Annotated in this window: 27 protein-coding genes; 11 read left to right on the top strand and 16 right to left on the bottom strand. The window is 67.3% G+C overall.

Annotated elements, in window-relative coordinates; all coding sequences use genetic code 11:
- Positions 1–100 precede the first annotated feature (100 nt).
- Positions 101–1,060 carry an acetyl-CoA carboxylase carboxyltransferase subunit alpha gene (locus V5734_RS03935; RefSeq protein ID WP_347312210.1) on the top strand — a complete coding sequence of 320 codons (960 nt, stop codon included), beginning with the start codon at positions 101–103 and terminating at the stop codon, positions 1,058–1,060.
- Here V5734_RS03935 and V5734_RS03930 read toward each other — a convergent pair.
- Genes V5734_RS03930 through V5734_RS03910 form a run of 5 tightly spaced genes read right to left on the bottom strand, consistent with a single transcriptional unit; the run spans position 1,057 to position 4,527 of the window.
- Positions 1,057–1,620, bottom strand: coding sequence for a DUF2585 domain-containing protein (locus V5734_RS03930; RefSeq protein WP_347312209.1), 564 nt, complete (start codon positions 1,618–1,620; stop codon positions 1,057–1,059). The genes V5734_RS03935 and V5734_RS03930 overlap by 4 nt on opposite strands.
- Positions 1,614–2,219, bottom strand: coding sequence for a pyridoxamine 5'-phosphate oxidase family protein (locus tag V5734_RS03925; RefSeq protein ID WP_347312208.1), 606 nt, complete (start codon positions 2,217–2,219; stop codon positions 1,614–1,616). The genes V5734_RS03930 and V5734_RS03925 overlap by 7 nt, the downstream gene beginning before the upstream one ends.
- 3 nt (positions 2,220–2,222) lie before the next feature.
- The gene (locus V5734_RS03920; RefSeq protein WP_347312207.1) at positions 2,223–2,957 is read right to left on the bottom strand and encodes a lysophospholipid acyltransferase family protein; all 735 of its coding nucleotides are present in this window, start codon (positions 2,955–2,957) and stop codon (positions 2,223–2,225) included.
- Positions 2,954–3,856: a cell division protein FtsX gene (locus tag V5734_RS03915; protein ID WP_347312206.1), complete on the bottom strand. Its 903-nt coding sequence runs from the start codon at positions 3,854–3,856 to the stop codon at positions 2,954–2,956. Before V5734_RS03915 ends, V5734_RS03920 begins: the two co-directional genes overlap by 4 nt.
- Positions 3,856–4,527 (bottom strand): cell division ATP-binding protein FtsE, encoded by a 672-nt coding sequence (locus V5734_RS03910; protein WP_347312205.1) that lies wholly within the window; start codon positions 4,525–4,527, stop codon positions 3,856–3,858. The genes V5734_RS03915 and V5734_RS03910 overlap by 1 nt, the downstream gene beginning before the upstream one ends.
- 171 nt (positions 4,528–4,698) lie before the next feature.
- Here V5734_RS03910 and V5734_RS03905 point away from each other — a divergent pair, with 171 nt between their 5' ends.
- On the top strand, positions 4,699–5,739 hold the full coding sequence (locus V5734_RS03905) for a zinc-ribbon domain-containing protein (RefSeq protein WP_347312204.1): 1,041 nt from the start codon (positions 4,699–4,701) through the stop codon (positions 5,737–5,739).
- Positions 5,740–5,750: 11 nt separating this feature from the next.
- Here the strand turns inward: V5734_RS03905 and V5734_RS03900 are convergent, their stop codons facing one another.
- Positions 5,751–8,276, bottom strand: a complete 2,526-nt coding sequence (locus V5734_RS03900; RefSeq protein WP_347313568.1) for a TIGR02302 family protein — start codon at positions 8,274–8,276, stop codon at positions 5,751–5,753.
- 120 nt (positions 8,277–8,396) lie between these two features.
- Positions 8,397–9,662, bottom strand: coding sequence for a diaminopimelate decarboxylase (gene lysA, locus V5734_RS03895; protein WP_347312203.1), 1,266 nt, complete (start codon positions 9,660–9,662; stop codon positions 8,397–8,399).
- 143 nt (positions 9,663–9,805) lie between these two features.
- Between lysA and V5734_RS03890 the strand changes: the two genes are divergently transcribed.
- Genes V5734_RS03890 through V5734_RS03875 form a run of 4 tightly spaced genes read left to right on the top strand, consistent with a single transcriptional unit; the run spans position 9,806 to position 13,456 of the window.
- Positions 9,806–10,450: a CerR family C-terminal domain-containing protein gene (locus V5734_RS03890; RefSeq protein WP_347312202.1), complete on the top strand. Its 645-nt coding sequence runs from the start codon at positions 9,806–9,808 to the stop codon at positions 10,448–10,450.
- Positions 10,447–11,400, top strand: a complete 954-nt coding sequence (locus tag V5734_RS03885; RefSeq protein ID WP_347312201.1) for an HlyD family secretion protein — start codon at positions 10,447–10,449, stop codon at positions 11,398–11,400. Before V5734_RS03890 ends, V5734_RS03885 begins: the two co-directional genes overlap by 4 nt.
- Positions 11,397–12,323 carry an ABC transporter ATP-binding protein gene (locus V5734_RS03880; protein ID WP_347312200.1) on the top strand — a complete coding sequence of 309 codons (927 nt, stop codon included), beginning with the start codon at positions 11,397–11,399 and terminating at the stop codon, positions 12,321–12,323. The genes V5734_RS03885 and V5734_RS03880 overlap by 4 nt, the downstream gene beginning before the upstream one ends.
- A complete protein-coding gene (locus V5734_RS03875) occupies positions 12,320–13,456 on the top strand; it encodes an ABC transporter permease (RefSeq protein WP_347312199.1) in 1,137 nt (378 codons plus the stop codon). The genes V5734_RS03880 and V5734_RS03875 overlap by 4 nt, the downstream gene beginning before the upstream one ends.
- Positions 13,457–13,695: 239 nt before the next feature.
- On the opposite strand, the gene V5734_RS03870 is transcribed toward V5734_RS03875, so the two are convergent.
- The 3 genes from V5734_RS03870 to argH are packed head-to-tail and all read right to left on the bottom strand — an operon-like array spanning position 13,696 to position 15,373.
- On the bottom strand, positions 13,696–13,830 hold the full coding sequence (locus V5734_RS03870; RefSeq protein ID WP_347312198.1) for an argininosuccinate lyase: 135 nt from the start codon (positions 13,828–13,830) through the stop codon (positions 13,696–13,698).
- Entirely contained in the window at positions 13,830–13,985 is a 156-nt protein-coding gene (locus tag V5734_RS03865) for a hypothetical protein (RefSeq protein WP_347312197.1), read from the bottom strand. The genes V5734_RS03870 and V5734_RS03865 overlap by 1 nt, the downstream gene beginning before the upstream one ends.
- Positions 13,982–15,373: an argininosuccinate lyase gene (argH, locus tag V5734_RS03860; RefSeq protein WP_347312196.1), complete on the bottom strand. Its 1,392-nt coding sequence runs from the start codon at positions 15,371–15,373 to the stop codon at positions 13,982–13,984. The genes V5734_RS03865 and argH overlap by 4 nt, the downstream gene beginning before the upstream one ends.
- A gap of 20 nt (positions 15,374–15,393) precedes the next feature.
- Between argH and V5734_RS03855 the strand changes: the two genes are divergently transcribed.
- Positions 15,394–15,951: a TlpA disulfide reductase family protein gene (locus tag V5734_RS03855; protein ID WP_347312195.1), complete on the top strand. Its 558-nt coding sequence runs from the start codon at positions 15,394–15,396 to the stop codon at positions 15,949–15,951.
- 93 nt (positions 15,952–16,044) lie between these two features.
- Here V5734_RS03855 and V5734_RS03850 read toward each other — a convergent pair whose 3' ends face one another.
- Positions 16,045–16,614, bottom strand: coding sequence for a DNA-3-methyladenine glycosylase I (locus V5734_RS03850; protein ID WP_347312194.1), 570 nt, complete (start codon positions 16,612–16,614; stop codon positions 16,045–16,047).
- A gap of 105 nt (positions 16,615–16,719) precedes the next feature.
- Here V5734_RS03850 and V5734_RS03845 point away from each other — a divergent pair, with 105 nt between their 5' ends.
- From V5734_RS03845 to phbB, 3 genes are all read left to right on the top strand, one after another.
- Entirely contained in the window at positions 16,720–17,559 is an 840-nt protein-coding gene (locus tag V5734_RS03845) for an EAL domain-containing protein (protein WP_347312193.1), read from the top strand.
- 179 nt (positions 17,560–17,738) lie between these two features.
- Positions 17,739–18,914, top strand: a complete 1,176-nt coding sequence (locus V5734_RS03840) for an acetyl-CoA C-acetyltransferase (RefSeq protein ID WP_347312192.1) — start codon at positions 17,739–17,741, stop codon at positions 18,912–18,914.
- Positions 18,915–19,019: 105 nt separating this feature from the next.
- Positions 19,020–19,745, top strand: a complete 726-nt coding sequence (gene phbB / locus V5734_RS03835; RefSeq protein WP_347312191.1) for an acetoacetyl-CoA reductase — start codon at positions 19,020–19,022, stop codon at positions 19,743–19,745.
- A gap of 366 nt (positions 19,746–20,111) precedes the next feature.
- Here phbB and V5734_RS03830 read toward each other — a convergent pair whose 3' ends face one another.
- The 3 genes from V5734_RS03830 to V5734_RS03820 all read right to left on the bottom strand — a co-directional run bounded on the left by V5734_RS03830 (position 20,112) and on the right by V5734_RS03820 (position 21,374).
- Entirely contained in the window at positions 20,112–20,279 is a 168-nt protein-coding gene (locus V5734_RS03830; RefSeq protein ID WP_347312190.1) for a YdcH family protein, read from the bottom strand.
- A gap of 128 nt (positions 20,280–20,407) precedes the next feature.
- Positions 20,408–21,163, bottom strand: coding sequence for a tRNA1(Val) (adenine(37)-N6)-methyltransferase (locus V5734_RS03825; protein WP_347312189.1), 756 nt, complete (start codon positions 21,161–21,163; stop codon positions 20,408–20,410).
- A 1-nt stretch (position 21,164) separates the two neighbouring features.
- A complete protein-coding gene (locus tag V5734_RS03820; RefSeq protein WP_347312188.1) occupies positions 21,165–21,374 on the bottom strand; it encodes a DUF2007 domain-containing protein in 210 nt (69 codons plus the stop codon).
- Between the two features lie 54 nt (positions 21,375–21,428).
- On the opposite strand from V5734_RS03820, the gene V5734_RS03815 reads away from it, so the two are divergent.
- Positions 21,429–22,430 (top strand): polyprenyl synthetase family protein, encoded by a 1,002-nt coding sequence (locus tag V5734_RS03815; protein WP_347312187.1) that lies wholly within the window; start codon positions 21,429–21,431, stop codon positions 22,428–22,430.
- A 37-nt stretch (positions 22,431–22,467) separates the two neighbouring features.
- Here V5734_RS03815 and V5734_RS03810 read toward each other — a convergent pair whose 3' ends face one another.
- Together V5734_RS03810 and V5734_RS03805 are read right to left on the bottom strand one after the other, a co-directional pair.
- Positions 22,468–23,319 (bottom strand): 4-(cytidine 5'-diphospho)-2-C-methyl-D-erythritol kinase, encoded by an 852-nt coding sequence (locus tag V5734_RS03810; protein ID WP_347312186.1) that lies wholly within the window; start codon positions 23,317–23,319, stop codon positions 22,468–22,470.
- A complete protein-coding gene (locus tag V5734_RS03805; protein ID WP_347312185.1) occupies positions 23,309–25,015 on the bottom strand; it encodes a tetratricopeptide repeat protein in 1,707 nt (568 codons plus the stop codon). The genes V5734_RS03810 and V5734_RS03805 overlap by 11 nt, the downstream gene beginning before the upstream one ends.
- Between the last annotated feature and the right edge of the window lie 31 nt (positions 25,016–25,046).

Here is a 25,046-nt window from a genome sequence, read left to right as displayed (position 1 = left end):
GACGCTATCCGCCACCCCACCCCTTGTCCATCGGTGCTGCGGAGTTGCAATGCCCGGTGCCTGCCGTCATATAGGCCGGTAACCCTTCCGGGAGAGCGCCATGAACTACCTCGAATTCGAAAAACCCCTCGCCGAGATCGAAGGCAAGGCGGAGGAACTCCGGGCCCTCGCGCGGAAGAACGAAGGTATGGACGTCTCGAAGGAAGCGTCAGCGCTCGACAAGAAGGCGGCGGACATGCTCCGCGACCTCTACAAGAGCCTCGATCCCTGGCGTAAATGCCAGGTCGCGCGGCATCCCGACCGGCCGCACTGCAAGGATTACATCGACCGGCTCTTCACCGAGTTCACCACGCTCGCCGGGGATCGCAACTTCGCCGACGATCACGCGGTGATGGGCGGCCTCGCCCGGTTCGAGGACCATCCGGTGGTGATCATCGGGCAGGAAAAGGGCTCCGACACCAAGACGCGGATCGAGCGCAATTTCGGGATGGCCCGGCCCGAGGGCTACCGCAAGGCGATCCGGCTGATGGACCTCGCCCATCGATTCCGGCTGCCGGTCATCACCCTGGTCGACACGCCCGGCGCCTATCCCGGCAAAGGCGCCGAGGAGCGCGGGCAGAGCGAGGCGATCGCACGCTCCACCGAAAAGTGCCTGCAGATCGGGGTGCCGCTGATCTCGGTCGTCATCGGAGAGGGCGGCTCGGGCGGCGCGGTGGCCTTCGCAACCGCGAACCGGGTCGCGATGCTGGAACATTCGATCTATTCGGTGATCACGCCCGAGGGTTGCGCCTCGATCCTGTGGAAGGATGCCGAGCGCATGCGCGAGGCCGCGAACGCGCTGCGGCTGACGGCGCAGGATCTTCACAAGCTCGGCGTGATCGACCAGATCATTCCCGAACCTCTCGGCGGCGCCCAGCGCAAGCGCGACGAGGCGATCGACAGTGTCGGCAAGGCGATCGGAGCGATGCTGAAGGAACTGTCCGGCAAGAAACCGGCCGAGCTGATCAAGGACCGGCGCGAAAAGTTCCTTGCCATGGGCTCGAAGGGGCTCGCCGCCTAAAGGGCGCCCTGCCAGTCCCGGACCGCATCAAGCGGCCACAGCAGCATGAGGATGTTGAGCGCGAGACCGTCGCGGATCAGCCATGTCGTCAGCGCTTCGAAGCCGATGACCACCGCGACGCTGACCCAGACCGGGGCCTTCCGCGCCAGCCAGAATCCCGCGAACATGGCGAGGATGTCGAAGACCGAGTTGATGACGCTGTCGCCGTAGTAGTCGAGCGAAATGGTAACGGCCCGGTAGCGGTCGATGATCATGGGCGAGTTCTCGAGGATCTCCCAGCCCGCCTCGACAAGTGTCGCGATCAGAAGCCTCCACCCCAGCTTCATGCGCGGCGCCACGACCCGGAGCGCGGCGTAGAACAGGATGCCGTGGATGATATGCGAGGGCGTGTACCAGTCGGTCAGGTGCTGAGAGTTCTCGCTCGACATCGTTTCGCCGTGCCAGAGCTTGACGTAGCCGCATGTGCAGATCGGCACCCGCCCCATCATGAAGAGGATCAACGCGGCCGCGACCAGCGTCAACACGACGAGAAGCCAGGGCAGGCGCGTCCGGCTTACCAAAGCGTCTTCGCGGCCCGGCCGGGCCACTCCGCGTCGTAGGCAGCTCCGTCGATAGCGCCCCGGCTCAGCTCGGCGAGCATGTCGCCGACGGTCGGCAGGCCGGCGGACCGGTCCCCGTCCGTCCAGATCCGCGCCCGCATCAGCGCGCGGGCGCATTGCGAATAGATCTCCTCGATCCCGATCAGGATCACCGTGCGCGGCAGCTTGCCGTCGCGGGCGAAACTCTCGCGCAACGCCGCGTCGGCCGTGACCTTCGCTCGGCCGTTCACGCGGACCACGTTGTTCGACCCGGCGACGAGGAATATGAGGCTCACGCGCGGATCGCGGACGATGTTGCGCAAGGAATCGATGCGCTCGTTGCCGCGCCAGTCCGGCAGGGCCAGCGTGCCGGGATCGACCTCGCGCACCACGGGGCCGTCATCGCCGCGCGGGCTTGCATCGGTGCCCTCGGGTCCAACCGTCGAGAGGATGCAAAGTCGCGACCGGCCGATCCAGGCGCGGTAGGCGGGCGTCATCCGCCGCGCCACCTTCACCAGCGACGCCGCGCCCGGCGTGCCGTAAAGACGCTCAAGCGCGGCGGGCGTCTCGATGAACTCCATGGCTCAACCTTTCGCGACGAACCCGGCCTCGGCCATCAGCCGGTCGGAGGCCCCTTCGATTTCCGGCTCGATCCGGGCCATGAACGCCTCGACCGGCTGCCCCGCCGCGATACGCGGCAGGAACTCCACCACCGCGAGACCGGGTTTGCGCAGAACCCCGTGGCGCGGCCAGAAGACGCCGACATTCGTCGCGGCAGGAACGCAGTCCTGGCCAAGCTGGCTGTAAAGAACCCCGACCCCGACCTTGTAGGGCCGCTTCGCCCCCGCCGCGACACGGGTTCCTTGGGGATAGATGATCAGCTGTCCGGGCCAGGCCGTGCCGGCCTTCACGTCGGCCACCATCCGCGTCACCGCCTGCCCCCGCTTGCCGCGATCGACCGGAATGCAGCCGAGCCGCTTGGCGTACCAGCCGACGATAGGCGCCCAGAGAAGCTCCTTCTTCATGATGAACTTCGGCCTTGGCACGACCGAGACGATCATGATGATGTCAAAGAAGCTCTGATGCTTGGCGCCGATCACGACCTCGTCGGTCGGCACCTCGCCGCGGATCTCGGACCGCAGGCCGACAAGAACGGCTGCCGATGCCCGGACCCAGCGGCAATAGGCATGGACCGCGTCGAAAACCGCCTCGCGCCGCATCAGCACGAAGGGCGTCCAGAAAAGCGCGTAGAGCGCCATCGCCAGATACATCTGGGCGATGAAGATCACCGACAGGACGTATTGCAGCGCCAGCCTCATTGCACCCCCCTCAGCGTCCGAAGCGCCGCCGCGCGCGTCGCCCAGAAGGCCACGATAGCGGCAAAGGGCGGGATTGCCAGCGGCCAGAACCATCCGGTACCCGCAAAGCCGAGCCCGGTGAGGAAGCCGCCCGCCTCCTCCGCCGCAGGCAGGAGTGCCACGGCGGCCATCCCCGCGACGGTGCCCGCCGCCGCCCCGGCCAGCGCGCGCAAGGTGAACCGGCGCACGAAGGCACGGGCGATATAGATGTCGCGGGCGCCGACAAGGCGCAGGGTGCGGATCACCTGGCCGTTGGCGGCAAGGGCGGCCTGCGCCGCCAGCGTCACCATCGCCGCCAGCGCGCCGCCGATCAGGCCGAGCGAGAAAAGGCCGAGGGTCCGCAACCGCTCGGCCGCCGTGACGAGGGGCCGGCGCCAGCGCTGGTGATCATCGAGCATCGCGCCCGGAACCTCCGCCGACAGGCGCAGTCTCAGCCCCTCCGCATCGAAGCCGGCGCCGGTTTCCGTCACCTCGATCAGCTGCGGGATCGGCAGGCTTTCGACCGGCAGGTCCGGCCCGAACCAGGGCGCGAGCAAGGCCTTTGTCTCGGCCGCGTCGAGGGCGCGGGCCGAGCCGACGCCGGGTGTCACGGCGAGAATGTCGAGCACCAGCCGCGTCTGCGCCGCCATCTGCTCGGCCGGTGCCGAGATGCGCACGGTGGCGCCGTGCGACAGGGCCCCGGCCCAGCGGTCCGCCAGCCGTCCGGTGGCGAGCGACAGCGCGAGGGCGAAGACGGCAAGGAAGGCCATCGCCCCGGCCGACAGCACCGTAAGTGAGGCCGCGGCGCCGGACGGCGGCACCACCCGGTCGGCCCGCGGATCGCCGGTCAGAAGGGCGCCGAGCCGGTTGAGAAACGCCATCACAGCTCGGCCCCCGCCATCTGCACCTGCCCGCCCTTGATCCGCAGCACCCGCGTTGCGACCTGCGCCTTGGCCGCCCGGATGAGGTTGAGGTCATGGGTCGCGACCACGATCGCCGTGCCCATCCGGTTCAACTCCACCAGAAGCGTCAGAAGGCGCAGCGACATCTCCCAGTCGAGGTTGCCTGTCGGTTCGTCCGCCAGAAGCATGTCCGGCGACATGATCACCGCCCGGGCGAGGGCGGCACGCTGGCGTTCGCCGCCCGAGAGCGACGGGGGCAGCGACCGGGACTGCCCCGAAAGGCCGACCCAGGACATGAGTTCCTTCAGTTCGGTCGCGTCGGCGGCCCGGCCCGCGACGGTCAATGGCAGCGCCACGTTCTCGTCGAGTGGCAGATGATCGAGGAACTGGCAGTCCTGATGCACCACCCCGATCCGCCGGCGCAGCCTCGCGACATCGTCGCGCGACATCTCCGCCCGGTCCTGGCCAAAGGCGCTGATGCGGCCCGACACCGGGATCAGTTCACCGTAGCAGAGCTTGAGGAAAGTGGACTTGCCCGCGCCGGACGGGCCGGTGAGGAAATGGAACGATCCCGGCGCCAGCGTCAGCGTCATGTCCGACAGGAGCGCGCTGCCGCCATAGCCATGCGCCACGTTCTGGAACTCGATCACGACCCTGCCCTCCGGCCCGGCATGGCGAAAGTGCCATGCCTCGGCGCTGTTTTTTCGGTTTCGGCCACAAAGGCTTGGACGAAAACCCTTTGCTTGCTACAACACGCCAACAACAATGGCCAGAATGGCCGATACAATCCTAGGGTGGCTGGTGGAGCGGGTTGATACAGCATGCGTTTGATTTGCCCAAGCTGCGGCGCGCAATATGAAGTGGACGAAAGCGTCATCCCCGACGGCGGACGGGATGTCCAGTGTTCCAATTGCGGACACGCATGGTTTCAACGATCCGCGCGGCAACTGACCGCCGCGGCCGAGGAAGAGGCGCGGGCGACGGAAGCCGCACCTGCCGTTGCGGAGCCCGAGATCGGGACCGAGACGGCGGAGCAACCGGAACCCGAACCGTCTGCGGCGGAAGAACCGGAATCCGAAACGGCAGTAGCGGAACAGCCGGAACCCGAACCGGAAGAGCCGCCTGCGCCAGAAGTGGACGAACCGGAACCGGCCGAAGCCGAACCCGAAGCGACGCAGGAGGCTACGAGCGAGGAGGCCGAAGAGACGGAGGAGGAAGAGGCTGTTGCCGAACCGCCCGTCGAAGCCGAGGCAGAGGCCGACCAGCCTGCGCCGATGGCGGAAGAACCCCCGGCCCCCGAACGCGTGCGCCGGACCCTTGATGACGCGGTAAAGAATGTCCTGCGCGAAGAGGCCGAGCGCGAAACGCGTGCCCGGCAGGCCGAGGGCAGCACACTGGAATCCCAGCCCGACCTCGGGCTTGCGGCCACCGTCAGCGCGGTCGTCGCGTCGGCTGCAGAGGAGCCCGACCGCGTGGCCCGTGTGCGCGGCGACGAGCACGATCTCGACGACGACGCGCTGGTGTCGCGCGCGTCGCGGCGCGAATTGCTGCCGGATATCGAGGAAATCAACTCCACCCTCCGCGCCACGTCGGAACGCGACGGAGAGCCGGCGGCCATCGACGCGCCCGAAACCCTCGCCCGGCGGCGCAGCAGCTTCCGCATGGGCTTTTCGACGGCGATCCTGATCGCGGTGCTTCTGTTCGGGCTATACCTGCTCGCGCCGCTGATCGCGGCGAACTTCCCCGCTGCGGAGCCCATTCTCTCAGGCTATGTCGCCGGTGTCGATGCGGTGCGTATCTGGCTTGACGGTCAGATGAAATCGCTGACCCAGTCGCTTCAGCACGGTGGCAACGGCGGCTGACCGCCCCCTGATCAGAACCGTTCGAGCAACCGCCTGAGGTAATCGAGCTCCTGCGACGGGCGCGTCTGCTCGCCCGAGCGTCGGCGGATTTCGTCCAGAAGATCGCGCGCCCGGCGGTAGACATCGGTGCCCTGCAAGAGGTTCTCGTCGGTGCCGATCCGCCCCGACTGGCCCGTCGTGCGGCCCAGGGGATCGCGCGGTGTCTCGCGGTTCGCCTCGCCGAAGGCTTCGCCCTGATTGCCGGGCTGGTTCGGCTGGTTCTGCGCCAGCGCCTCGCCGAGGCTGCGCATGCCCTCGCGCAGGTTCTCGATTGCCTCGGCCTGCCGTTCGAGCGCGTCGGCCGTGTCGCCGCGGCGCAGCGCCTCTTCGGCACCGTCCATCGCGCGGCCGGCATCGGAGAGAGAGCGGCGCGCGGCATCGCGTTCGTCCGAGGGATCGCCGGGCAATCCGCCTTCCTGCCGGCGCAGCGTCTCGCGGAGCGAGCGCTGACGGTCGGCAAGGCTGCGCGGATCGCCACCCTCGCCGGGGCGCAGGCCGTTCGTGTCCCGGCCCTCGCCGTCCCCGTTCCGTCCCTGTTGCTCCTGCCCGTCGCCCTGCTGGCCCTGCTGCGGATCGCCTTGCTGGCCCTGTTGCTGGCTGCCTTGCTGGCCGTTCTGCTGGAGATCGCGGAACGCCTCGTCCGACAATTGCTGCTGGTCGCGCAGCGTCTGGCGCAGATCTTCCATCGCCTGCCCGCCGGGCCCGCGCTGACCCTGGCCCGACTGGCCTTCGGTCACGCGCAGATTTTCCATCATCCGCGACAACTGGTCGAGCAGCTCCTGCGCCTCGGCCATACGGCCTTCCTCCATCAGGCGCTGGATTTCGTCCATCATCTGCTGAAGCTGGTCGCCGGTGATCTGCTGGTTGTTCTCGGCCTGCTGGCTCGGCTCGTCGGCGCCGCGGCGCTCCATGTTCTCGGCCAGTTGCCGGACATAGTCGTCGGTCGCCTGCCGAAGTTCATCCATGAGCTTCTGGATCTCCTCGGGCGTCGCGCCGTTGCGGATCGCCTCCGACAGCCGCTCCTGCGCCTGCTGCATCCGCTCGAGCGCGTTGGCAAGCCCGCCATCCTCGATCAGTTCGGCAATCGCCCAGAAATCCTCGGCAAGCTCGTCGCGCATCTCGGCCGAAAGCCGCCCCTGCCCCAGCGCCGCATCGAGCCGCCGCATGGCGACGCGTAACATCAGATAGGCGCGTTCGTTGCGCAAGAGACCCTCGGGGCGATGGGTCAGCGCATGCAGGACCTGGCTGACGCGCGGCCCGTTGTCGCGGGTCCAGAGAAGATCGCGCCTGAGTTCGATCACGGCCGCGGCGACGGGATCGAAGAACCGGCGGCCCGGCAGCGACAATGTCTCCGTCTCGCTCTTCCCGGTCTGGTCGCGACCGTCGGCCACCTCGAATGTCATCCTGACCGGTAGGTTGGCCCACGGATGTTTCGACGCGTCCTCGACCAGCGCCTCGGCAAAATCCGCGCGGCTGCCCGTGATCGGCATCGGCAGGTCGTAGACCAGCGGCTCGCGCGGTTCCGGGTCGGGGCCGAGGCCGTAGCTGCGGTCGATGGAGGCAAGGTCCAGTTCGAACACCGCCCGGCCGGCGGTGACAGCGTAGTCGTCGGTGGCCGTGAAGGGTTGCGACATGGTGCCGTCGGCCTCGCGCATCACCTCGCCGGTGATCGTCACGGTGGGCGCATCGTCGGGCAGGATCGTCACCCGCCATTCGCGCCCGCCCGTCCCCGTGACCGCGATGCGGCCCGAGCGAACGGCGTCGATATCCACCGCCCGAACGCTCGCCGTATCGACCGGCGCGGCGTCGCCAGCGGCGGGCGGCTGGCCCGAGACGCTTTCCTCCACCCCGAGCGCGTCCGACGCACCGTAGAGGCGCAAGGTGATGCGGCTGCCCTCCGGCAGGTCGATCCGGTCGGCGGTAATCGTGTTGAGATAGAGGCTTGGCAGGCCGGTATAGGCGGGCGGCTCGGCCCAACCTTCCCAGCTCGGGCCGCCTGCGGCGTTCGCGGTCGTGCCGGGCTGCACCAGTCCCCGCACCTCCGCGACACGCCAGAGCGAACCGAAGAGGAGCGCGATGACGACCGCCGTGAGCGCCGCGTAGCGCAGGGCGAAGGGATCGCGGCGCGCGATGCGCAGGTCCGGCGCAGAGGCGCGGGCCTTGCCCGCCCGTTCGGCCATTCGCGCCACATGGGCCCGCCAGACCGCCGTCGATCCGGCATCATGGCCACCCAGCGCCTGGCTGTCCGACAAGGCCGCGATGGGTCGTCCCGGCAAGGCCCGGTCCAGCCGCTCCAGCGCCTCGGCCCGGGTCGGCCAACGAAACCCGCGGATACCGTGCCAAAGCGCCCAGAGAAGGCCGAGAAGCACCAGGAGGCCGCCGATCCAGAGCACTTCGAGCGGCAGCCAGTCCTGCAAGCCGAAGGCAAGGGCGGCAATGACGGCGAAGAGCAGGGTCCAGACCGGCCAGAAGCCGCGTGTGATCCGTTCGGCAGCCATCCCGGCCCGCGTGAGTCGCACGGGCCAGACGAGGCGGCGGAGCGCCTCGTGCGGAAGGGCCTTGATCCGGGTCACGCCTTGTCCGGGCCTCCTCGACAGCCCGTCACGCGGGATTGCGCGTCAGAGCCATACCGGGATCGTATCGCGGTTTATCATCTCGTCATAGGTGGGACGGGCGCGAATGACAGCGAATTGATCCCCTTTCACGAGCACTTCGGGGATCAGCGGCCGGGCATTGTATTCCGAGGCCATGACCGCGCCGTAAGCCCCGGCGGAGCGGAACGCGACGAGATCGCCGGCCTGCATGGGCGGAAGCGGGCGCTGGCGCGCGAAGGTGTCGCCGGTCTCGCAGACCGGACCGACCACGTCGTAGGGCCGCGTCTCGGCGCCCGGCGCAGGCTCGACCACAGGCACGATGTCATGGTGCGCGCCATACATCGACGGCCGCACCAGATCGTTCATCGCACTGTCGAGAATGAGGAAATCCCGCTCCTCCCCCGACTTCACGTAGATCACCCGGCTCACCATCAGCCCGGCATTGCCGGAGATCAGCCGCCCCGGCTCGATCTCCACCTCGCAGCCGAGATCGCCGACCGTCCGCTTGATGACCGCGCCGTAGTCGAGCGGCAGCGGTGGGGCGGAGTTCGACCGCTCGTAGGGAATACCAAGGCCGCCACCGAGGTCGAGCCGGCGGATATCGTGGCCATCGGCACGAAGTTGCCGGGTGAGGTCCGCAACCTTGAGGTAAGCCTGCTCGAACGGCTCGAGATCGGTGAGCTGGCTGCCGATATGGACGTCGATGCCGACGACGTCGATCCCTTTCAACGCCGCCGCCTCGGCATAGACCGCGCGAGCGCGCGAAATCGGGATGCCGAACTTGTTTTCCTTCTTGCCGGTCGCGATCTTTTCATGCGTCTTCGCATCCACGTCGGGGTTCACCCGGATGGTGATCGGCGCCCGGACGCCCATCGACAGCGCCACCTCGTTCAGCGCGTGAAGTTCCGGCTCACTCTCAACGTTGAACTGGCGGATGCCGCCCTCAAGCGCCACGCGCATCTCCTCGCGGGTCTTGCCGACGCCGGAAAAGACGATGCGGTCACCGGGGACGCCGGCGGCCCTGGCCTTGAGATATTCACCAACCGATACGACGTCGATGCCAGCCCCAAGTTCTGCCAAGGTGCGGATCACGGCGAGATTGCCGTTCGACTTCATCGCGAAGCAGATGAGATGTGGCAGCCCCGCGAGCGCCTCTTCGAACAGCCGGTAATGCCGCTCCAGCGTCGCCGTCGAATAGACGTAAAACGGCGTCCCCACAGCTGCGACGATATCGGCGATCGCCACGTCCTCGGCGAAAAGCGCGCCGTCGCGGTAGAGGAAATGGTCCATCGTCGTGGGGCCTTGCGCAGGGTCTGTCGGTTCTCGCCGATGTAGAACATCGCACGGCAGGCGGCAATGACCGTCCGGAAAATGCGGATTTGCATTCAATCAATCGTTTGATTAAAATCAATAGCGACTCACCTGGAGGACTCATGTCCGACCCCGCGCCCACCCCGGACGGCACCGCCGCGCAACTTGTCGCCGCCGGGCTGAAGCTTTTTGGCCGCAAGGGCTTCGCCGCCACCTCGACGCGCGAGATCGCGGCCGAGGCGGGCACCAATGTCGCCTCCATCTCCTATCACTTCGGCGGTAAGGACGGTCTCCGCCGCGCCTGCGGAGCCGAGGTCGCACGCCGCATCGGCGCCGCCATCGGCAGTGCCGCCCCGGCCCTTCCGCATTCCGCCGACGCCGCCGACCGGCAGATGGAGGCGATCCTGCGCGCGATGGTCGCCTTCGTGGCGGGCACCCGCGACAACGATGACCTGACCGCCTTCATGCTGCGCGAGGTCGGCGAGAACGGCCCCGTTCTCGACGCGGTCTACGACACGATGATCGACCCGATGCACCGCCGCCTCTGCGCGCTCTGGGCCGTCGCCACCGGGCAGGAAGCGGAAAGCGAGACGACGCGGCTCGTGGTCTTCACGCTGGTCGGGCAAGCGCTTTACTTCCGCGTCGGACGGCCCATCGTCACCCGCCGCATGGGCTGGGACGCGCTCGGCCCGGCCGAGGCCGACCGCATCGCCGACATCCTTGTCGCCAATCTCCATTCGATCCTCGCAAGGGAGCGTCTGACATGACCGACTTCATCTGCGCCGTTCCGCTTCTCTCGGCGCTTTTGTCCATCTGCTCTCCTCCGCCCCCCTTCGCCACCGGCTATGTCGAGGGCGACTACGTGCTCGTCGCCCCCGTCGCGACGGCACAGATCGACCGGCTGAACGTGGCCAGGGGCGACCGGGTCGCGGCAGGCGATGTGCTCGTCGAGATGGAGCGGCGTGACGCCGAGATCGCGCTCTCCGAGGCCGAAGCGGCGCTGGCGCAGGCCGAAAGCCAGCTTGCGAACCTGCGCGAAGGCCGCCGCCCCGAGGAAATCCGCGTGATCGAGGCGACTCTCGCTTCCGCGCGGGCGCAGGAGGCGGAGGCCGAGCGCGCCGCCGACCGGCTGAAGAACCTCGCCGTGCGCGGCGCGGCGACGGCGACGCAGGCCGACGACGCCGCCACCGCCGCCACGGTCGCCCGCGCCAAGGTGGCCGAAGCCGAGGCGAGCCTTGCTGTCGCCCGCCTGCCCGCCCGGCCACAGGAAATCGCCGCCGCCGAAGCCGCCGTCGAAGGCGCCGTGGCGACGAAGGCGCGGGCCATGTGGAGCCTCGACAAACGGCGCCTGACCGCGCCGGCGGACGGCACCGTCTTCGACGTGATCCGCACGCAGGGCGAGCTTGCCGGACCCTCTGCCCCGGTCGTGTCGATGCTGCCGGACGGCGCGGTGAAGCTTCGGCTTTACGTTTCTGAAACGGCGATCTCGGCCATCGCGCCGGGCTCCCGCCTCTCGGTGAATTGCGACGGATGCGCAGCGGACCTCGGCGCCGTGGTGACCTATGTCGCCGATGCGCCGGAATTCACGCCGCCGGTCATCTACTCGCTCGAAAACCGCCAGAAGCTCGTCTATCTGGTCGAGGCGCGCCCGGACGAGGCGCCCGGGCTGAAACCCGGGCAGATCGTCGACGTGCGCCTGCCCGGGGCCGGCGAATGACCTCCGCCCCGGCGATCTCCGTCCAGGGCCTCGTCAAACGCTACGGTGGGCGGGCGGTCGTCGACAACGTCTCGCTCAGCGTCGAACGCGGCGAGATCGCGGGCTTTCTCGGCCCGAACGGATCGGGCAAGACCACGACGATCCGCCTGATGTGCGGCCTTCTGACCCCCGATGCGGGCGAGGGCCGCGTGCTTGGCCACGACATCCGGACCGAGGGCCGCGCGATCAAGCGCGAGGTGGGCTACATGACCCAGCGGTTCTCCTTCTACGAAGACCTGACGATTGAGGAGAACCTGACCTTCGTCGCGGGCCTGTACGGCCTCAGCCCCACCCGCCGTTTCGTCGCCGACACGCTTGCCGACCTTGGCCTGACCGCGCGCCGGGATCAGCTTGCCGGGTCGCTGTCGGGCGGCTGGAAGCAGCGGCTGGCGCTTGCCGCCTGCATCATGCACCGGCCGCAACTCCTCATGCTCGACGAACCGACCGCCGGGGTCGACCCGAAGGCCCGCCGCGATTTCTGGGACGAGATCCACAGGCTCGCGGCGAACGGTCTGACCGTCCTCGTCTCCACCCACTACATGGACGAGGCCGAGCGCTGCCACCGGATCAACTACATCTCCTACGGGCGGCTCGTCGCCAAGGGGACCGTGGCGGAGGTGGTGCGGAATGCCGGCCTGACCACCGTTGTTCTCGAAGGCGCCGCAACCCCGAAAGCGGCGGAGCTTCTGAACGGCGCCCCCGGCGTCGATCAGGTAGCGCCCTTCGGCGCGACGCTGCATGTCGTCGGAAAGGACGGGGCGGCACTGCGCGCCACCGCCGCGCGGGTCGCCACGGAAACCGGCTGCCGGATGGCCGAGGCCGAGACGAGCCTCGAGGACGTGTTCATCCAGCTCATGGGCGATGCGAAGGACAACATGGAATGAGCCGCTATTTCTCGCTCGGCCGGCTGCTGGCCCTTCTCAGGAAGGAAGTGATCCAGATGCGCCGCGACCGGATCACCTTCGCGATGATGCTGGGCATCCCGCTCATCCAGCTCATCCTCTTCGGCTTCGCGATCAATTCCGATCCGAAGGGGCTTCCGGCCGCGCTCGTCGCGCCGACCCAGGACCGCTACACCCGCGCCATCGTCTCGGCGCTTGAGCTCACCGGCTACTACCGCTTCACCCATCCCGCCGCCTCCGCCGCCGAGGCCGAACGGCTGATCACCCGGGGCGACGTGTCCTTCGCCGTGACCGTGCCCTCGGATTTCGGCCGGCGGGTCGAACGCGGCGACCATCCGCAGATCCTCATCGAGGCCGACGCGACCGACCCCTCGGTGGCCTCAGGCGCGATCTCGACTCTTGGCACTGTTGCCGCCGAGGCGCTTTTGCGCGAACGCGGGGCCGAGGCGCAGGTCGCCGACAGTGCCGCGTCGCAACTCCAGGTCACCGTCCACAAGCGCTACAACCCCGAAGGCCTCACCCAGTACAATATCGTGCCGGGCCTTCTCGGCGTGATCCTGCAGATGACGATGGTGATGATGACCTCGATGGCGCTGACACGCGAGATCGAGAGGGGGACGATGGAGAACCTTCTCTCCATGCCCGCGACGCCCCTGGAGATCATGCTCGGCAAGGTCCTGCCCTATCTCGGCGTCGGCGCAGTCCAGGTCGTCGTGGTCCTCGTCGCCGCGAAGCTGATCTTCGCCGTGCCCTTCGTCGGCGCCTTGCCGCTGCTTCTGGCCGGGGTCTTCGTCTTCGTCGCCTCGCTCGTGATCCTCGGCTATCTCATCTCCACCGCCGCGCGGACGCAGATGCAGGCGATGCAGCTCACCTTCTTCTTCTTCCTGCCGTCGCTCCTTCTCTCGGGCTTCATGTTCCCCTATCGCGGCATGCCCGGCTGGGCGCAGGTGCTGGGCGAGATATTCCCGCTCACGCATTTCCTGCGCCTCATCCGCGCGGTGATGCTGAAGGGGGCGGATTACGCAGGGATCGCCCAGCCGATGGCGGCGCTTGCGCTTTTCGTCGCGGGCTACGCGACACTGGCGCTCCTCCGCTTCCGCCGCACGCTCGACTGAACCGGCGCGATCCGATTGAGCGCGCGTCGCGCGCACGCCTTCTGGCACTTCGTGCGATCTGCCTCCGGCGGGAGTATTTTTGGGGGCCTATATACTTAGCTAGCCGCTAACCAACAACGGCCCCTTCTTCTGTTTTCAAATACTCCCCCCGCGGAGCGACCCGAACCGCTTTCGCCTTGGCGGAAGCGGTGAGAGGAGGATCTTGCGCGCGAACCGCGCGCTCCGCCGGATCAGGACGGTCAAAGGCTTCCGGCCACCCCGACCTTCACCGTGCCGCTGACCGTGAGCCCTGGCTCGGACGGCGGGTTCGGGGCGCCATCGGCGCCGCAGGAGGCAAGAACGCCGAGACAGAGAAGAGAGACAAGAATGCGCATCATTCGCTCACGGTGACGCCGAGTCCGGCGATGGAGGTGGAGACGGAGGGCACGACGCGGACGCCCTTCGGTGTGACATGCACACCCGCATGGGCGCGGGGTTGCGAGCAGCCAAGGAGCGCGGCACAGGCGATCATCAGCCCTGCGGCCTTCATCCGAGCCGGTCCTTCCAGCGGGCGATCTGCGCCCGGACCTGGTCCGGCGCCGTACCGCCGTAGCTCTGCCGGCTCGCGACGGAATTGTGGACGCCGAGGACGGTATAGACCGCCTCGGTGATGCCGGGATGGGCGGATTTCATTTCGTCGAGTGACAGTTCCGGCAGATCGCAGCCCTTCTTCTCGGCCGCCGCGACGAGGGCCCCGGTGACGTGGTGGGCGTCGCGGAACGGCAGGCCAAGCGTCCGCACCAGCCAGTCGGCGAGGTCGGTCGCGGTGGAAAAGCCCGACGCGGCAGCCTTTTCGAGGTTCGCGACCTGCGCCGTCATGTCACGCACCATGCCCTCCATCGCGGCGAGCGCGAGCATCAGGTTGTCGGCGGCGTCGAAGACCTGCTCCTTGTCTTCCTGCATGTCCTTGGAATAGGCCAAGGGAAGACCTTTCAGCACCATCATCAGCGCGACGGTCGCCCCCATGATCCGGCCGATCTTGGCGCGAATCAGTTCCGCGGCATCGGGATTCTTCTTCTGCGGCATGATCGAGGATCCGGTCGAGAACCGGTCCGAGAGCGCGACGAAGCGGAACTGGGCCGAGGACCAGATCACCAGTTCCTCGGCAAAGCGCGAGAGGTGCATGGCGCAGATCGACGCGGCGGCGAGGAATTCCAGCGCGAAGTCGCGATCGCTGACGGCGTCGAGCGAATTGGCCATCGGTCGGTCGAAGCCGAGCGCCTGTGCCGTCGCGTGGCGGTCGATGGGGAAGGACGTGCCCGCCAACGCGGCGGCGCCCAGCGGGCATTCGTTCATCCGCGCCCGCGCGTCGCGGAAGCGGCCGAGGTCGCGGCCGAACATCTCGACATAGGCCATCATATGATGGCCCCAGGTCACCGGCTGCGCGGTCTGGAGGTGCGTGAAGCCCGGCATCACCCAGTCCGCCCCGGCCTCCGCCTGCGCCAGAAGCGCCTTTTGCAGGGCGACGAGCCCTGCAATCGCCGCATCCGCCTGGTCGCGCACCCAGAGCCGGAAGTCGGTGGCCACCTGATCGTTGCGGCTTCGCGCGGTGTGGAGGCGGCCGGCCGGTTCGCCGATCACCTCCTTCAACCGCGCCTCGACATTCATGTGGATATCCTCGAGCGCCGTCGAAAACGCGAAGTTTCCGCCCTCGATCTCTGACAAGACCGTGAGCAGCCCTTCCCGAATGGCCTCTGCGTCTTTATCGCTGATGATGCCTTGTGCGGCGAGCATCGCCGCATGGGCGCGGGATCCTGCGATGTCCTGGGCATGAAGCCGCCTGTCGAAGCCGATCGAGGCGTTGATCGCCTCCATGATCGCGTCCGGTCCGGCGGCGAAACGCCCGCCCCACATCGCGTTCTGGGTCTTGTCGGTCATTCTTGCCCCCGGAGGCTCTTATGCGCTGGTTCCTCTTCGCCGTCCTCTACACGGCCCTTGGCCTTGGTGCAAATGCCGCCTTGGCCGGCACCGCCGAGATCGAGGCCTTGCGCGACGGGTCGATGAAGAAGTTGATGTTCGCGGCGGAGCCCGCCCCGGTCTCCGACATCGCCTTCACGGATGCGTCGGGCGGCGAACACCGCTTGGGGGACTGGAAGGGCAAGATCGTCGCGGTGAATTTCTGGGCGACCTGGTGTGCGCCCTGCCGGAAGGAACTGCCGGCGCTCGACGCGCTCAACCGCGATCTTGGCGGCGCGGACTTCGCGGTCGTGACCATCGCCACCGGGCGCAATCCCCTGCCCGCGATCGAGCGGCTCTTCGACGAGACCGGGGTGGAGACGCTGCCGGTCCTTCTCGACCCCGGGCAGGATCTGGCGCGCAACATGGCGGTCTTCGGGCTGCCCGTGACGGTGATCCTCGACCGCGAGGGGCGGGAGATCGCGCGGATGACGGGCGATGCGGAATGGGACAGCGAAAGCGCCCGGTCCATCGTCGGGGCGCTTGTCGCCGCGGAGTGAACGGGTTTCGGCATCGGCCGGTCCGCCGGGGGCAGTGCATGATCATTGTTCGATGGAACGAAGGCTCCCCCGGGGCCATTGCTCCTTAGGGGATCAGCCGAGAAGGGCGACCCGACCGTGCGCGGGGCAGGTGACGAGGTGGTCGTTGACCATGCCGACCGCCTGCATGAAGGCGTAGACGATTGTCGGCCCGGCGAAGCGGAATCCGGCCTTTTTCAGGTCTTTCGAGATCTGATCCGAGAGCGGCGTGGAGGCCGGCACCTCCGCCAATGTCCGGAAGCGGTTCTGGACCGGCTGTCCGTCGACGTAGCGCCAGAGGAAGCTGTCGAATCCCTCGCGTCCGGCAATGTCGAGATAGGCGCGGGCATTGCCGATCGTTGCCTCGATCTTGGCGCGCGACCGCACGATGCCGGGATCGGCGAGAAGCCGCGCCACCTCGTCCTCCCCCCAGCCGGCGATCAGCGCGGGGTCGAAGCCTTCGAACGCCACCCGGAAATTGTCGCGCTTCTTCAGGATCGTGATCCAGGAAAGCCCGGCCTGGAAGCCGTCGAGGATGAGCTTTTCCCAAAGCGCCCGCGCATCGCGTTCCGGCACGCCCCATTCGGTGTCGTGATAGTCGACATAGATGGCTTCGGTCCCACACCAGCCGCAGCGTTCGTTCATCTCGCCCTCCCGGACTCCGGCGCCCGGCCGTGAAATGGCCGCAAGCGTTTACGGATTCTTATCCCCTTCTGCCCAATCTGTCGCCGGACGGCGAGGAGAAATGCGATGCGAGACGGCCGCAGATACGGACAGCCACCCCGCGACCCGAGTGAGGACAGCCCCCTGAGCGCGGCGGTCAGCCTGCGCGACCGCGCGACCCTGGCCATGGTAAAGCGGGCGGTCGAGCGGCGCGACGTGCTCCTGGCGTTCCAGCCGGTGGTGCAGGCGACGCGTCCGGACCGGCCGGCCTTCTACGAGGGCCTGATCCGGCTGCTGGACGAGACCGGCCGGATCATCCCGGCCCACGATTTCATCGATACCATCGAAACGACGGAGTTGGGGCGCATCGTCGATTACCTGTCACTCGACATGGGGCTCACCTCGCTCAAGCAGGATCCGTCGCTCAGGCTCGCGATCAATATGTCGGCGCGCTCGATCGCCTATCCGCGCTGGAAGCACGTGCTCAAGCGCGGGCTCAAGGCGGACTCGACCCTGGCCGAACGGCTGATCCTGGAGATCACCGAAAGCTCTGCCATCGTCATGCCCGACGCGGTCTCGGTCTTCATGGGCGAATTGCAGGCGGAGGGGATATCCTTCGCGCTCGACGATTTCGGCGCGGGCTATACCTCGTTCCGTTACCTGAGGGAGTTCTACTTCGACTTCGTCAAGATCGACGGCCAGTTCATCCGCGGCGTTGCCGACAGCCCCGACAACCAGTGCCTGACCAAGGCGCTCCTGTCGATCGCCCAGCAGTTCGACATGTTCGCGGTTGCTGAATCGGTGGAAAATGCCCGTGACGCCGCCTGGCTGACCGACGCCGGGATGGACTGCATGCAGGGCTACTATTTCGGGGCCCCGACCGTGACGCCGCCCTGGAAGATGCCTCTGGCGAAGAAACGCGCCTGATTACAACGGACTGAGACTGGCCGAACCGGGCGTACACGAAACAATATTTCGTACTGGCCCGGCGATCCACCCATCGCGCTTGACGCAACCGCTCCTATCGGCATGCTGCACAGCGGCGCGAGGGTCCCTTCGATCGGGTCCTCGCGCGCGGATTTCGCGCCTTCAGGAGGACCCTGCCCATGACCAACGTCGTTATCGTATCCGCTGCCCGCACGCCCGTGGGGAGCTTCAACGGCGCCTTCGCCAACACGCCCGCCCATGACCTCGGCGCGGCGGTACTCGACGCCATCGTGACCCGCGCCGGTATCGACAAGGCCGAAGTGTCCGAGACCATCCTCGGTCAGGTCCTGACGGCAGGGCAAGGTCAGAACCCGGCCCGTCAGGCCCATATCAATGCCGGCCTGCCGCAGGAAAGCGCGGCCTGGTCGATCAATCAGGTCTGCGGTTCGGGCCTGCGCTCGGTTGCGCTCGGCGCCCAGCACATCCAGCTTGGCGATGCCGCCATCGTCTGCGCCGGCGGACAGGAGAGCATGTCGCTGTCCCCCCATGTCGCGCATCTGCGCGCGGGCCAGAAGATGGGCGACATGAAGTTCATCGATTCGATGATCAAGGACGGCCTCTGGGACGCGTTCAACGGCTATCACATGGGCACCACGGCCGAGAATGTCGCCGAGAAATGGCAGATCAGCCGCGAGATGCAGGACGAGTTCGCCGTGGCGAGCCAGAACAAGGCCGAGGCCGCGCAGAAGGCCGGCAAGTTCAAGGACGAGATCATCGGCTACACGGTGAAGACGCGGAAGGGCGACATCGTCGTCGATCAGGACGAGTATATCCGCCACGGCGCGACGATCGACGCGATGGCGAAGCTCAAGCCCGCCTTTTCCAAGGAAGGCTCGGTCACGGCCGGCAACGCCTCCGGCCTCAACGACGGTGCGGCGGGCGTTTTGCTGATGTCGGCTGACGAGGCCGCGAAGCGGGGCCTGACGCCGTTGGCCCGCATCGCCTCCTACGCGACCGCCGGCCTTGATCCGTCGATCATGGGAGTCGGTCCGATCTTTGCCTCGCGGAAGGCACTGGAAAAGGCCGGCTGGAAGGCCGCCGACCTCGACCTGATCGAGGCGAACGAGGCTTTTGCGGCGCAGGCCTGTGCGGTCAACAAGGATATGGGCTGGGATCCGGCGAAGGTGAACGTGAACGGCGGCGCGATCGCCATCGGCCACCCGATCGGCGCGAGCGGAGCGCGCATTCTCAACACGCTCCTCTTCGAGATGCAGCGTTCGGGTGCGAAGAAGGGGCTCGCCACGCTCTGCATCGGCGGCGGCATGGGCGTGGCCATGTGTCTCGAGCGCGCCTGATCGCGCAATTATGCTGCAAATGCAAAAAAGCGGACGCAATAATGTTGCGCCCGCTTTTTCATTTCGGTAACAGGATTTCAAGAGGATTTTTGCAAAGGAGGAATCATGTCGAGAGTAGCTTTGGTCACCGGCGGGTCGCGCGGCATCGGCGCGGCGATCTCAATCGCCCTGAAGAATGCCGGCTACAAGGTCGCCGCGAACTATGCCGGCAATGACGAGGCCGCCGCCGCCTTCACCAAGGAAACCGGCATTCCGACCTACAAATGGTCCGTCGCCGATTACGATGCCTGCGCTGCAGGTATCGCCAAGGTGGAGGCTGATCTCGGCCCGGTCGAGGTGCTGGTGAACAACGCCGGGATCACCCGCGACGCGATGTTCCACAAGATGACCCCGCAGCAGTGGAAAGAGGTGATCGACACCAACCTCTCGGGCGTCTTCAACATGACCCATCCGATCTGGTCGGGGATGCGCGACCGCAAGTTCGGCCGGGTGATCAACATTTCCTCGATCAATGGCCAGAAGGGCCAGGCCGGTCAGGCCAACTATTCCGCCGCCAAGGCCGGCGATCTCGGCATCACCAAGGCGCTGGCACAGGAAGGCGCGCGGGCCGGCATCACCGTGAACGCGATCTGCCCCGGCTATATCGGCACCGAGATGGTCCGCGCCATCGACGAGAAGGTGCTGGCCGAACGCATCATCCCGCAGATTCCGGTCGGTCGCCTGGGCGAGCCCGAAGAGATCGCGCGCTGCGTCGTCTTCCTTGCGGCCGACGATGCCGGATTCATCACCGGGTCGACCATCTCGGCGAACGGCGGGCAATTCTTCGTCTGATCTGCGTCGCAGGGTTATTGTGGGGCCGGTCGCGGGCGACCGGCCCCTTTGTCTGCCTGAACGATATGGGCCAAGTGGAGGAAGGTGACGTGAGGCGCGCACGGATCAGGTCCGCTTGCATCGAGTGAATGGATGAATAACTGCGCCGCGGAGATGGAACTGGCGGGCGTCCGGCGACGTTTTGTCGCGGCGTCCGGAGTCGCGGCGATCGGTGCGCGCTGCGGCAACATCCGCTCCGCGCGGCCCGGCTTCTCAATGAGTCCGCCGCGCCAGCCCCTTCGGGCTGACGCGGCGGCTTCCTTTTTCCGTTATTGCAGCGATGCAAATCGCCCGACGCCTCTCCGGCCGTCGAGCCGGTGGCGAGAGTCAGTTCTGGCTCAGCCGGGTGATTTCTTCCTTGATCCGCAGTTTCTGCTTTTTCATGTCAGCGATGACGAGGTCATCAGTGCCGGGATGGCGCAAGGCCTCCTCGACGGCCTCCGACAGGGATTGATGTTTCTTCCGAAGCTCTTGCAGGTGCGAACCCAGCGACATCGGTGTCTCCTCTCCTGTGAAAACTGTCACAATCCCATCACATAAGATGAGTCGTGTCACGCGGAACCGTGACCGCCCGCGCCAATCAGAGGATGGCGCGCATTTCCTTGCCGGTCGGTTAACGGAATTCAGAAGTCGAAAGCCGCAGCATCGCGCAAGATCGCGCGCGCAGCGGGACTGTGGTCGTCGCCGTCACGCAGATGCGCCGCCCCGTCGTGGAGGATGAACGGGGCGATGAGCCGAAAGGCGCCGCGCCCGCCCTTCCGCGCCCTCAGGATCACCCGGTTCGCCTCGCGGCCCGCCCGCGAGGCGACCGGCAGGGCGACGATGCTGCCGGCACCGGAGCGCAGGCCGGCCAGAAGTTCCGGCAAACGATCAGCCGCCTGAATGACCGTCAGCCAACCGCCCGGCCGCAGGCGGCGCAGCGCCACACCGAGCCAGAGATCGAGCGGGGTCGCCTCCCGCTGCGCGATCTCTCGCCCGCCATCGGCCGCCGGGGTGCCGCCGCCAGCAGCGAAATAGGGCGGATTGGCAATCACATGATCGAAGCTCCGGTCCCGCAGCGCGGCCGGAAGCCGGGCGAGATCGCCGTCATGCACGTCGAATTCCTGTCCGTTCGCCGCTGCGTTGCGCCGCGCGAGGGCCGCGTAGGCGAGCTGAAGCTCCAATCCGGCCAAGCGAAGCCCCGGCACCCGGTGTCCGAGGCACAGGCTTGCCACGCCCGCGCCGCAGCCAAGCTCCAAAACGCTTTCCCCTGGCCTTGCCGGCACCGCGGCGGCCAAGAGAACCGGGTCCATTGCGGCCCGATATCCGTTCCGCGGCTGGGCGATGCGGAGCCGCCCGTCCAGGAATGCATCCTCGCTCAGATCCGCCTCGTCGAACATCTCAAAGCTCGATCCCGTTGTCCTTCAGGATCGCCCGCGCCATGAAGAGATCGGTATCCCGCACCATCAACCGGCGCGGCAAAATGCCAATGGATCCTTCGAGCACGCTCATGTGGACGTCCATCTGAAAGGTCGTTATACCCTCAGCGTCGAGAAGAGCTGTGGCGAAGGCGATTTTGGTCGGGTCAGTGGTGCTGAGAAGCTCTTTCATAATCCAAGACTTAAGGACAGAGCCCCGGCTTTGTCGAGGTGCTACGGGAACGGCATGAGCCTGGACGAAACCACGCAGAAACCCCTGGACCGGCTGAGCGCCCATCTCGCGGCCGATATGGAGCGTGTGAATGCGCTGATCCGGGCCCGGATGGCGTCCGAACACGCGCCGCGGATTCCCGAGGTGACGGCGCATCTGGTCGAGGCTGGCGGCAAGCGGCTCCGGCCCATGCTGACGCTCGCGGCGGCGCGGCTTTGCGGCTATGGCGGCGACCATCACGTCCGGCTCGCCGCGACGGTGGAGTTCATCCACACGGCAACGCTTCTGCATGACGACGTCGTCGATGAAAGCGCCCAGCGACGGGGGCGGCCGACGGCGAATTTGCTCTGGGACAACAAGTCGTCCGTCCTCGTCGGCGATTACCTTTTCGCCCGCGCGTTCCAGCTGATGACCGAGACCGGGTCGCTCAGGGTGCTCGACATCCTCGCCAATGCCTCGGCGACGATTGCCGAGGGTGAGGTTCTTCAACTCACCGCGGCGCAGGATCTGCGCACCGACGAAGACATCTACATCAAGGTGGTGCGGGGCAAGACGGCGGCGCTCTTTTCCGCCGCGACCGAGGTTGGCGGCGTCATTGCCGGCGCGCCCGAGGACCAGATCCGCGCGCTGCACCTTTACGGCGACGCGCTCGGTATCGCCTTCCAGATCGCCGACGACCTGCTCGACTACGGCGGGACGAGCGCCGTGATCGGCAAGAACGTGGGCGACGATTTCCGCGAGCGCAAGCTGACCTTGCCGGTGATCAAGGCGGTGGCGAAGGCCACGGCGGCGGAACGCGAATTCTGGCGCCGGGTGATCGAGAAGGGGGACCAGCGCGACGGCGACCTCGATGAGGCGCTGGCGCTGATGCTCCGGCACGGCACGATGGCTGCGACACGCGACGACGCCCTCGGATGGGCGGCCAAGGCCAAGGCGGCGCTCACGGCCCTGCCCCCGAATGACCTGCGCGGCATGCTGTCCGACCTCGCGGACTACGTCGTCGCCCGCATAAGCTGATCTGACGCCGTCGGCCTTCGCAGGCCTTCCTCGACAGTCAGCCCTGCGGTGAGGGCAGGACCCGCGCCGCGCGCACCCACCAGGCGGGATGCTCCTCCGCCAGACGGGCTGCGGCGGTCGTTGCCGCGCCAAGTGTATCAAAAAGGCCGAACGACGTGGCGCCGGATCCGGACATCCGGGTCAGAACCGGTCCCGTCGCGGCAATTTTGTCGAGAACCTTTGCGATGACCGGGGCCGTCGCGATGGCCGCAGGTTCGAGATCGTTGCGCTGGCGCGCCAGCCAATCGGCCAGAGCGCCCAAATCCGCGAACCTGTCGGGGAGGGCCTCCATCGCGGCATTGTCCTTTCGGACGAGCGCTCGGAAGACGGCCGGGGTCGCGACCGATACGCGCGGGTTCACGAGAACCACGGCGAGGCCGTCCGGCAGTGGCGGAACCGGCGCCAGCGCCTCGCCGATCCCCGACATCCGCGCGGGCCGCCCCGCAAGGCAGACCGGAACATCGGCACCGAGCGCCAGAACCGCCGCGTCTCCCGGCAGCGCCACATCCCATAGCTGCGCAAGAGCCTTCAGCGCCGCCGCCGCATCGGCGGACCCACCGCCGATCCCGGACGCGACCGGCAGGTTCTTTTCGAGGGCGATCGCCGCTCCGCGTCCGGCTCCGAAGGCGCGCGCGGCGCGACGCACGAGGTTGTCGTCTCCGGCGCTCAGCCCGGCAGCCTCCGGACCAGTGATCCGCAGGGTCAGCGCCTTCGCCGCCTCCACCCGAATCCGGTCACCCAGATCGGCGAAGACCACGAAGCTGTCCAACAGATGATAGCCGTCCGGCCGCTGGCCGGTGACATGCAGCGCAAGATTCAGCTTGGCGGGCGCCGCGACCTCAATTGCCATTCTTGGTGACGGCGAGGGGCTCCGCACCCTCTTCCTTCAGAACGACGTCCAGCCCGACCTCCAGCTTGCGGCGGATGCGCGCGGCCTCCTCTTCGGTATCGGGCTCGAACGACAGGGCACGCTTCCACTGGAACTCAGCCTCGCGCTTGCGGTCGACGGCCCAGTAGACATCGCCGAGATGGTCGTTGACCACCGGATCGACCGGCATCAGTTCCACCGCCTTTTCCAGCGTCGACACGGCGTCGGCATAGCGGCCCAGCCGGTAGAGCGCCCAGCCGAGGCTGTCGACGATCGCCCCGTCATCCGGCCGCGCGGCCACGGCACGTTCGATCATGCCGAGCGCTTCGTCGAGGTTGGTGTTCATCTCCAGATAGGAGTAGCCAAGGTAGTTCAGTACCGCCGGCTGATCGGGGCGCAGTTCCAGGGCCTTGCGGAAATCGACCTCGGCCTTGTCCCAGTTCTTCTCGCGCTCGTTTGCGATGCCGCGCGTGTAGTAGACCACCCATTGGCCCGGCTCCTCGGCCGAAAAGGTGGCGATGGCCTTGTCATAGGCATCGGCCGCGTCGGCATAGCGTTCCTGACGGCGCAGGATATCGCCGAGCGCGCCCCAGATATCGGCGCGGCCGGGCACTGTCTTGGCCAATTGCTGCAACGCCTCGATCGCCGCATCGACCCGGCCCGCCGCGATGAGGGCGTCTGTCCGACCAAGCTCGGCCGCGACATAGGCCGGATCTTCACGCGGGATGCGGTTGAAGGTCTCAGTGGCGAGATCGTGCTGTCCTTGCGCTTCGAGGATCGAGGCACAGAGCAGGATCGCATCCGACTGGTTCGGGGCGAGAAACTCGGCTATCCGGGCATAGGCGAGCGTGTTCACATCCGCCGCTTCGCCGTTCAAGGCCGTCGCCACGGTGAAGAAGACCTCCGCCAGGCCGTCGGTCGCGGACGTGACGACGGTGAACGGCAGGGGTTTACCGGCCTTCAACTCGTCACGAAGCGCGGAGAAGATCGGGTCTGCCGCTTCGCCCACGGTCTTGTCGATCAGTTCGACCGCATCGGCGTTCCTCTCCAACTGGCTGAGGATCTGGGCATGGGCCAGAACGCCGCGCCGGGTTGCCCGCAGGGGCCCGCCTTCCTCGCCTGAGAAGATCCGGTCCGCGCCCTCGAAATCGCCCACGGAGGCCAGCGCCAGCGCCTTGTGGTAAAGCCCGAAGGCGCGGCTGCCCGGGGCCTCGGACACCTTGTCGAAGGCCACTGTCGCGTCGGACATCTGGCCCATGCCGACCAGAGCCCAGGCGCGGAAGAGGCCATCGACCAACGGCCCGGCGCTGCGGCCCTTGTCGAGTGCTGCAATCGCGCCCGCGAAGTCCTTCTTCGCGGCAAGGTCGGCGAGGATGACCAGATCGGCGATCTGGCTTGTCGCCCCGAGTTCGCCAAGAAGCTGGGCGGGCTTCAGCGCCTTGTCGATGGCGCCGCGCCCGATCTGGGAGATGACCGCATTCTCCATCAAACTGGGATTGCTCGGATCGGCGGCCAGCGCGCGGGTGAAGTAATCGGACGCCGCGACATAGTCGGACTCAAGGCTCGCCAAGCGTCCCGCGAGGTAAGGCCCGGCCACTCCGTCCCAGGCACGGGCGGGCAGCGCAGCCCCGATGCCGAGCGCGAGGATGAGGGAAAGCGGGCGCAAGGGGAGTGTCACGGTGCACGGGTCCTTCCGAAGGGCGATCGCC

The sequence above is a fragment of the Defluviimonas sp. SAOS-178_SWC genome (assembly GCF_039830135.1).
Classification (GTDB): domain Bacteria; phylum Pseudomonadota; class Alphaproteobacteria; order Rhodobacterales; family Rhodobacteraceae; genus Albidovulum.
Note: the sequence above shows the minus strand (reverse complement) of the source record. Positions and strands in the feature narration are given on the sequence as shown.

Excerpts from the sequence above, each read along its gene's own strand:
- V5734_RS03935 (WP_347312210.1), top strand. The coding sequence starts at position 101 with ATGAACTACCTCGAATTCGAAAAACCCCTCGCCGAGATCGAAGGCAAG.
- V5734_RS03925 (WP_347312208.1), bottom strand. The coding sequence starts at position 2,219 with ATGGAGTTCATCGAGACGCCCGCCGCGCTTGAGCGTCTTTACGGCACG.
- V5734_RS03920 (WP_347312207.1), bottom strand. The coding sequence starts at position 2,957 with ATGAGGCTGGCGCTGCAATACGTCCTGTCGGTGATCTTCATCGCCCAG.
- V5734_RS03915 (WP_347312206.1), bottom strand. The coding sequence starts at position 3,856 with ATGGCGTTTCTCAACCGGCTCGGCGCCCTTCTGACCGGCGATCCGCGG.
- V5734_RS03905 (WP_347312204.1), top strand. The coding sequence starts at position 4,699 with ATGCGTTTGATTTGCCCAAGCTGCGGCGCGCAATATGAAGTGGACGAA.
- V5734_RS03900 (WP_347313568.1), bottom strand. The coding sequence starts at position 8,276 with ATGGCTGCCGAACGGATCACACGCGGCTTCTGGCCGGTCTGGACCCTG.
- lysA (WP_347312203.1), bottom strand. The coding sequence starts at position 9,662 with ATGGACCATTTCCTCTACCGCGACGGCGCGCTTTTCGCCGAGGACGTG.
- V5734_RS03890 (WP_347312202.1), top strand. The coding sequence starts at position 9,806 with ATGTCCGACCCCGCGCCCACCCCGGACGGCACCGCCGCGCAACTTGTC.
- V5734_RS03885 (WP_347312201.1), top strand. The coding sequence starts at position 10,447 with ATGACCGACTTCATCTGCGCCGTTCCGCTTCTCTCGGCGCTTTTGTCC.
- V5734_RS03880 (WP_347312200.1), top strand. The coding sequence starts at position 11,397 with ATGACCTCCGCCCCGGCGATCTCCGTCCAGGGCCTCGTCAAACGCTAC.
- V5734_RS03875 (WP_347312199.1), top strand. The coding sequence starts at position 12,320 with ATGAGCCGCTATTTCTCGCTCGGCCGGCTGCTGGCCCTTCTCAGGAAG.
- V5734_RS03870 (WP_347312198.1), bottom strand. The coding sequence starts at position 13,830 with ATGCGCATTCTTGTCTCTCTTCTCTGTCTCGGCGTTCTTGCCTCCTGC.
- V5734_RS03865 (WP_347312197.1), bottom strand. The coding sequence starts at position 13,985 with ATGAAGGCCGCAGGGCTGATGATCGCCTGTGCCGCGCTCCTTGGCTGC.
- argH (WP_347312196.1), bottom strand. The coding sequence starts at position 15,373 with ATGACCGACAAGACCCAGAACGCGATGTGGGGCGGGCGTTTCGCCGCC.
- V5734_RS03855 (WP_347312195.1), top strand. The coding sequence starts at position 15,394 with ATGCGCTGGTTCCTCTTCGCCGTCCTCTACACGGCCCTTGGCCTTGGT.
- V5734_RS03850 (WP_347312194.1), bottom strand. The coding sequence starts at position 16,614 with ATGAACGAACGCTGCGGCTGGTGTGGGACCGAAGCCATCTATGTCGAC.
- V5734_RS03845 (WP_347312193.1), top strand. The coding sequence starts at position 16,720 with ATGCGAGACGGCCGCAGATACGGACAGCCACCCCGCGACCCGAGTGAG.
- V5734_RS03840 (WP_347312192.1), top strand. The coding sequence starts at position 17,739 with ATGACCAACGTCGTTATCGTATCCGCTGCCCGCACGCCCGTGGGGAGC.
- phbB (WP_347312191.1), top strand. The coding sequence starts at position 19,020 with ATGTCGAGAGTAGCTTTGGTCACCGGCGGGTCGCGCGGCATCGGCGCG.
- V5734_RS03830 (WP_347312190.1), bottom strand. The coding sequence starts at position 20,279 with ATGTCGCTGGGTTCGCACCTGCAAGAGCTTCGGAAGAAACATCAATCC.
- V5734_RS03825 (WP_347312189.1), bottom strand. The coding sequence starts at position 21,163 with ATGTTCGACGAGGCGGATCTGAGCGAGGATGCATTCCTGGACGGGCGG.
- V5734_RS03820 (WP_347312188.1), bottom strand. The coding sequence starts at position 21,374 with ATGAAAGAGCTTCTCAGCACCACTGACCCGACCAAAATCGCCTTCGCC.
- V5734_RS03815 (WP_347312187.1), top strand. The coding sequence starts at position 21,429 with ATGAGCCTGGACGAAACCACGCAGAAACCCCTGGACCGGCTGAGCGCC.
- V5734_RS03810 (WP_347312186.1), bottom strand. The coding sequence starts at position 23,319 with ATGGCAATTGAGGTCGCGGCGCCCGCCAAGCTGAATCTTGCGCTGCAT.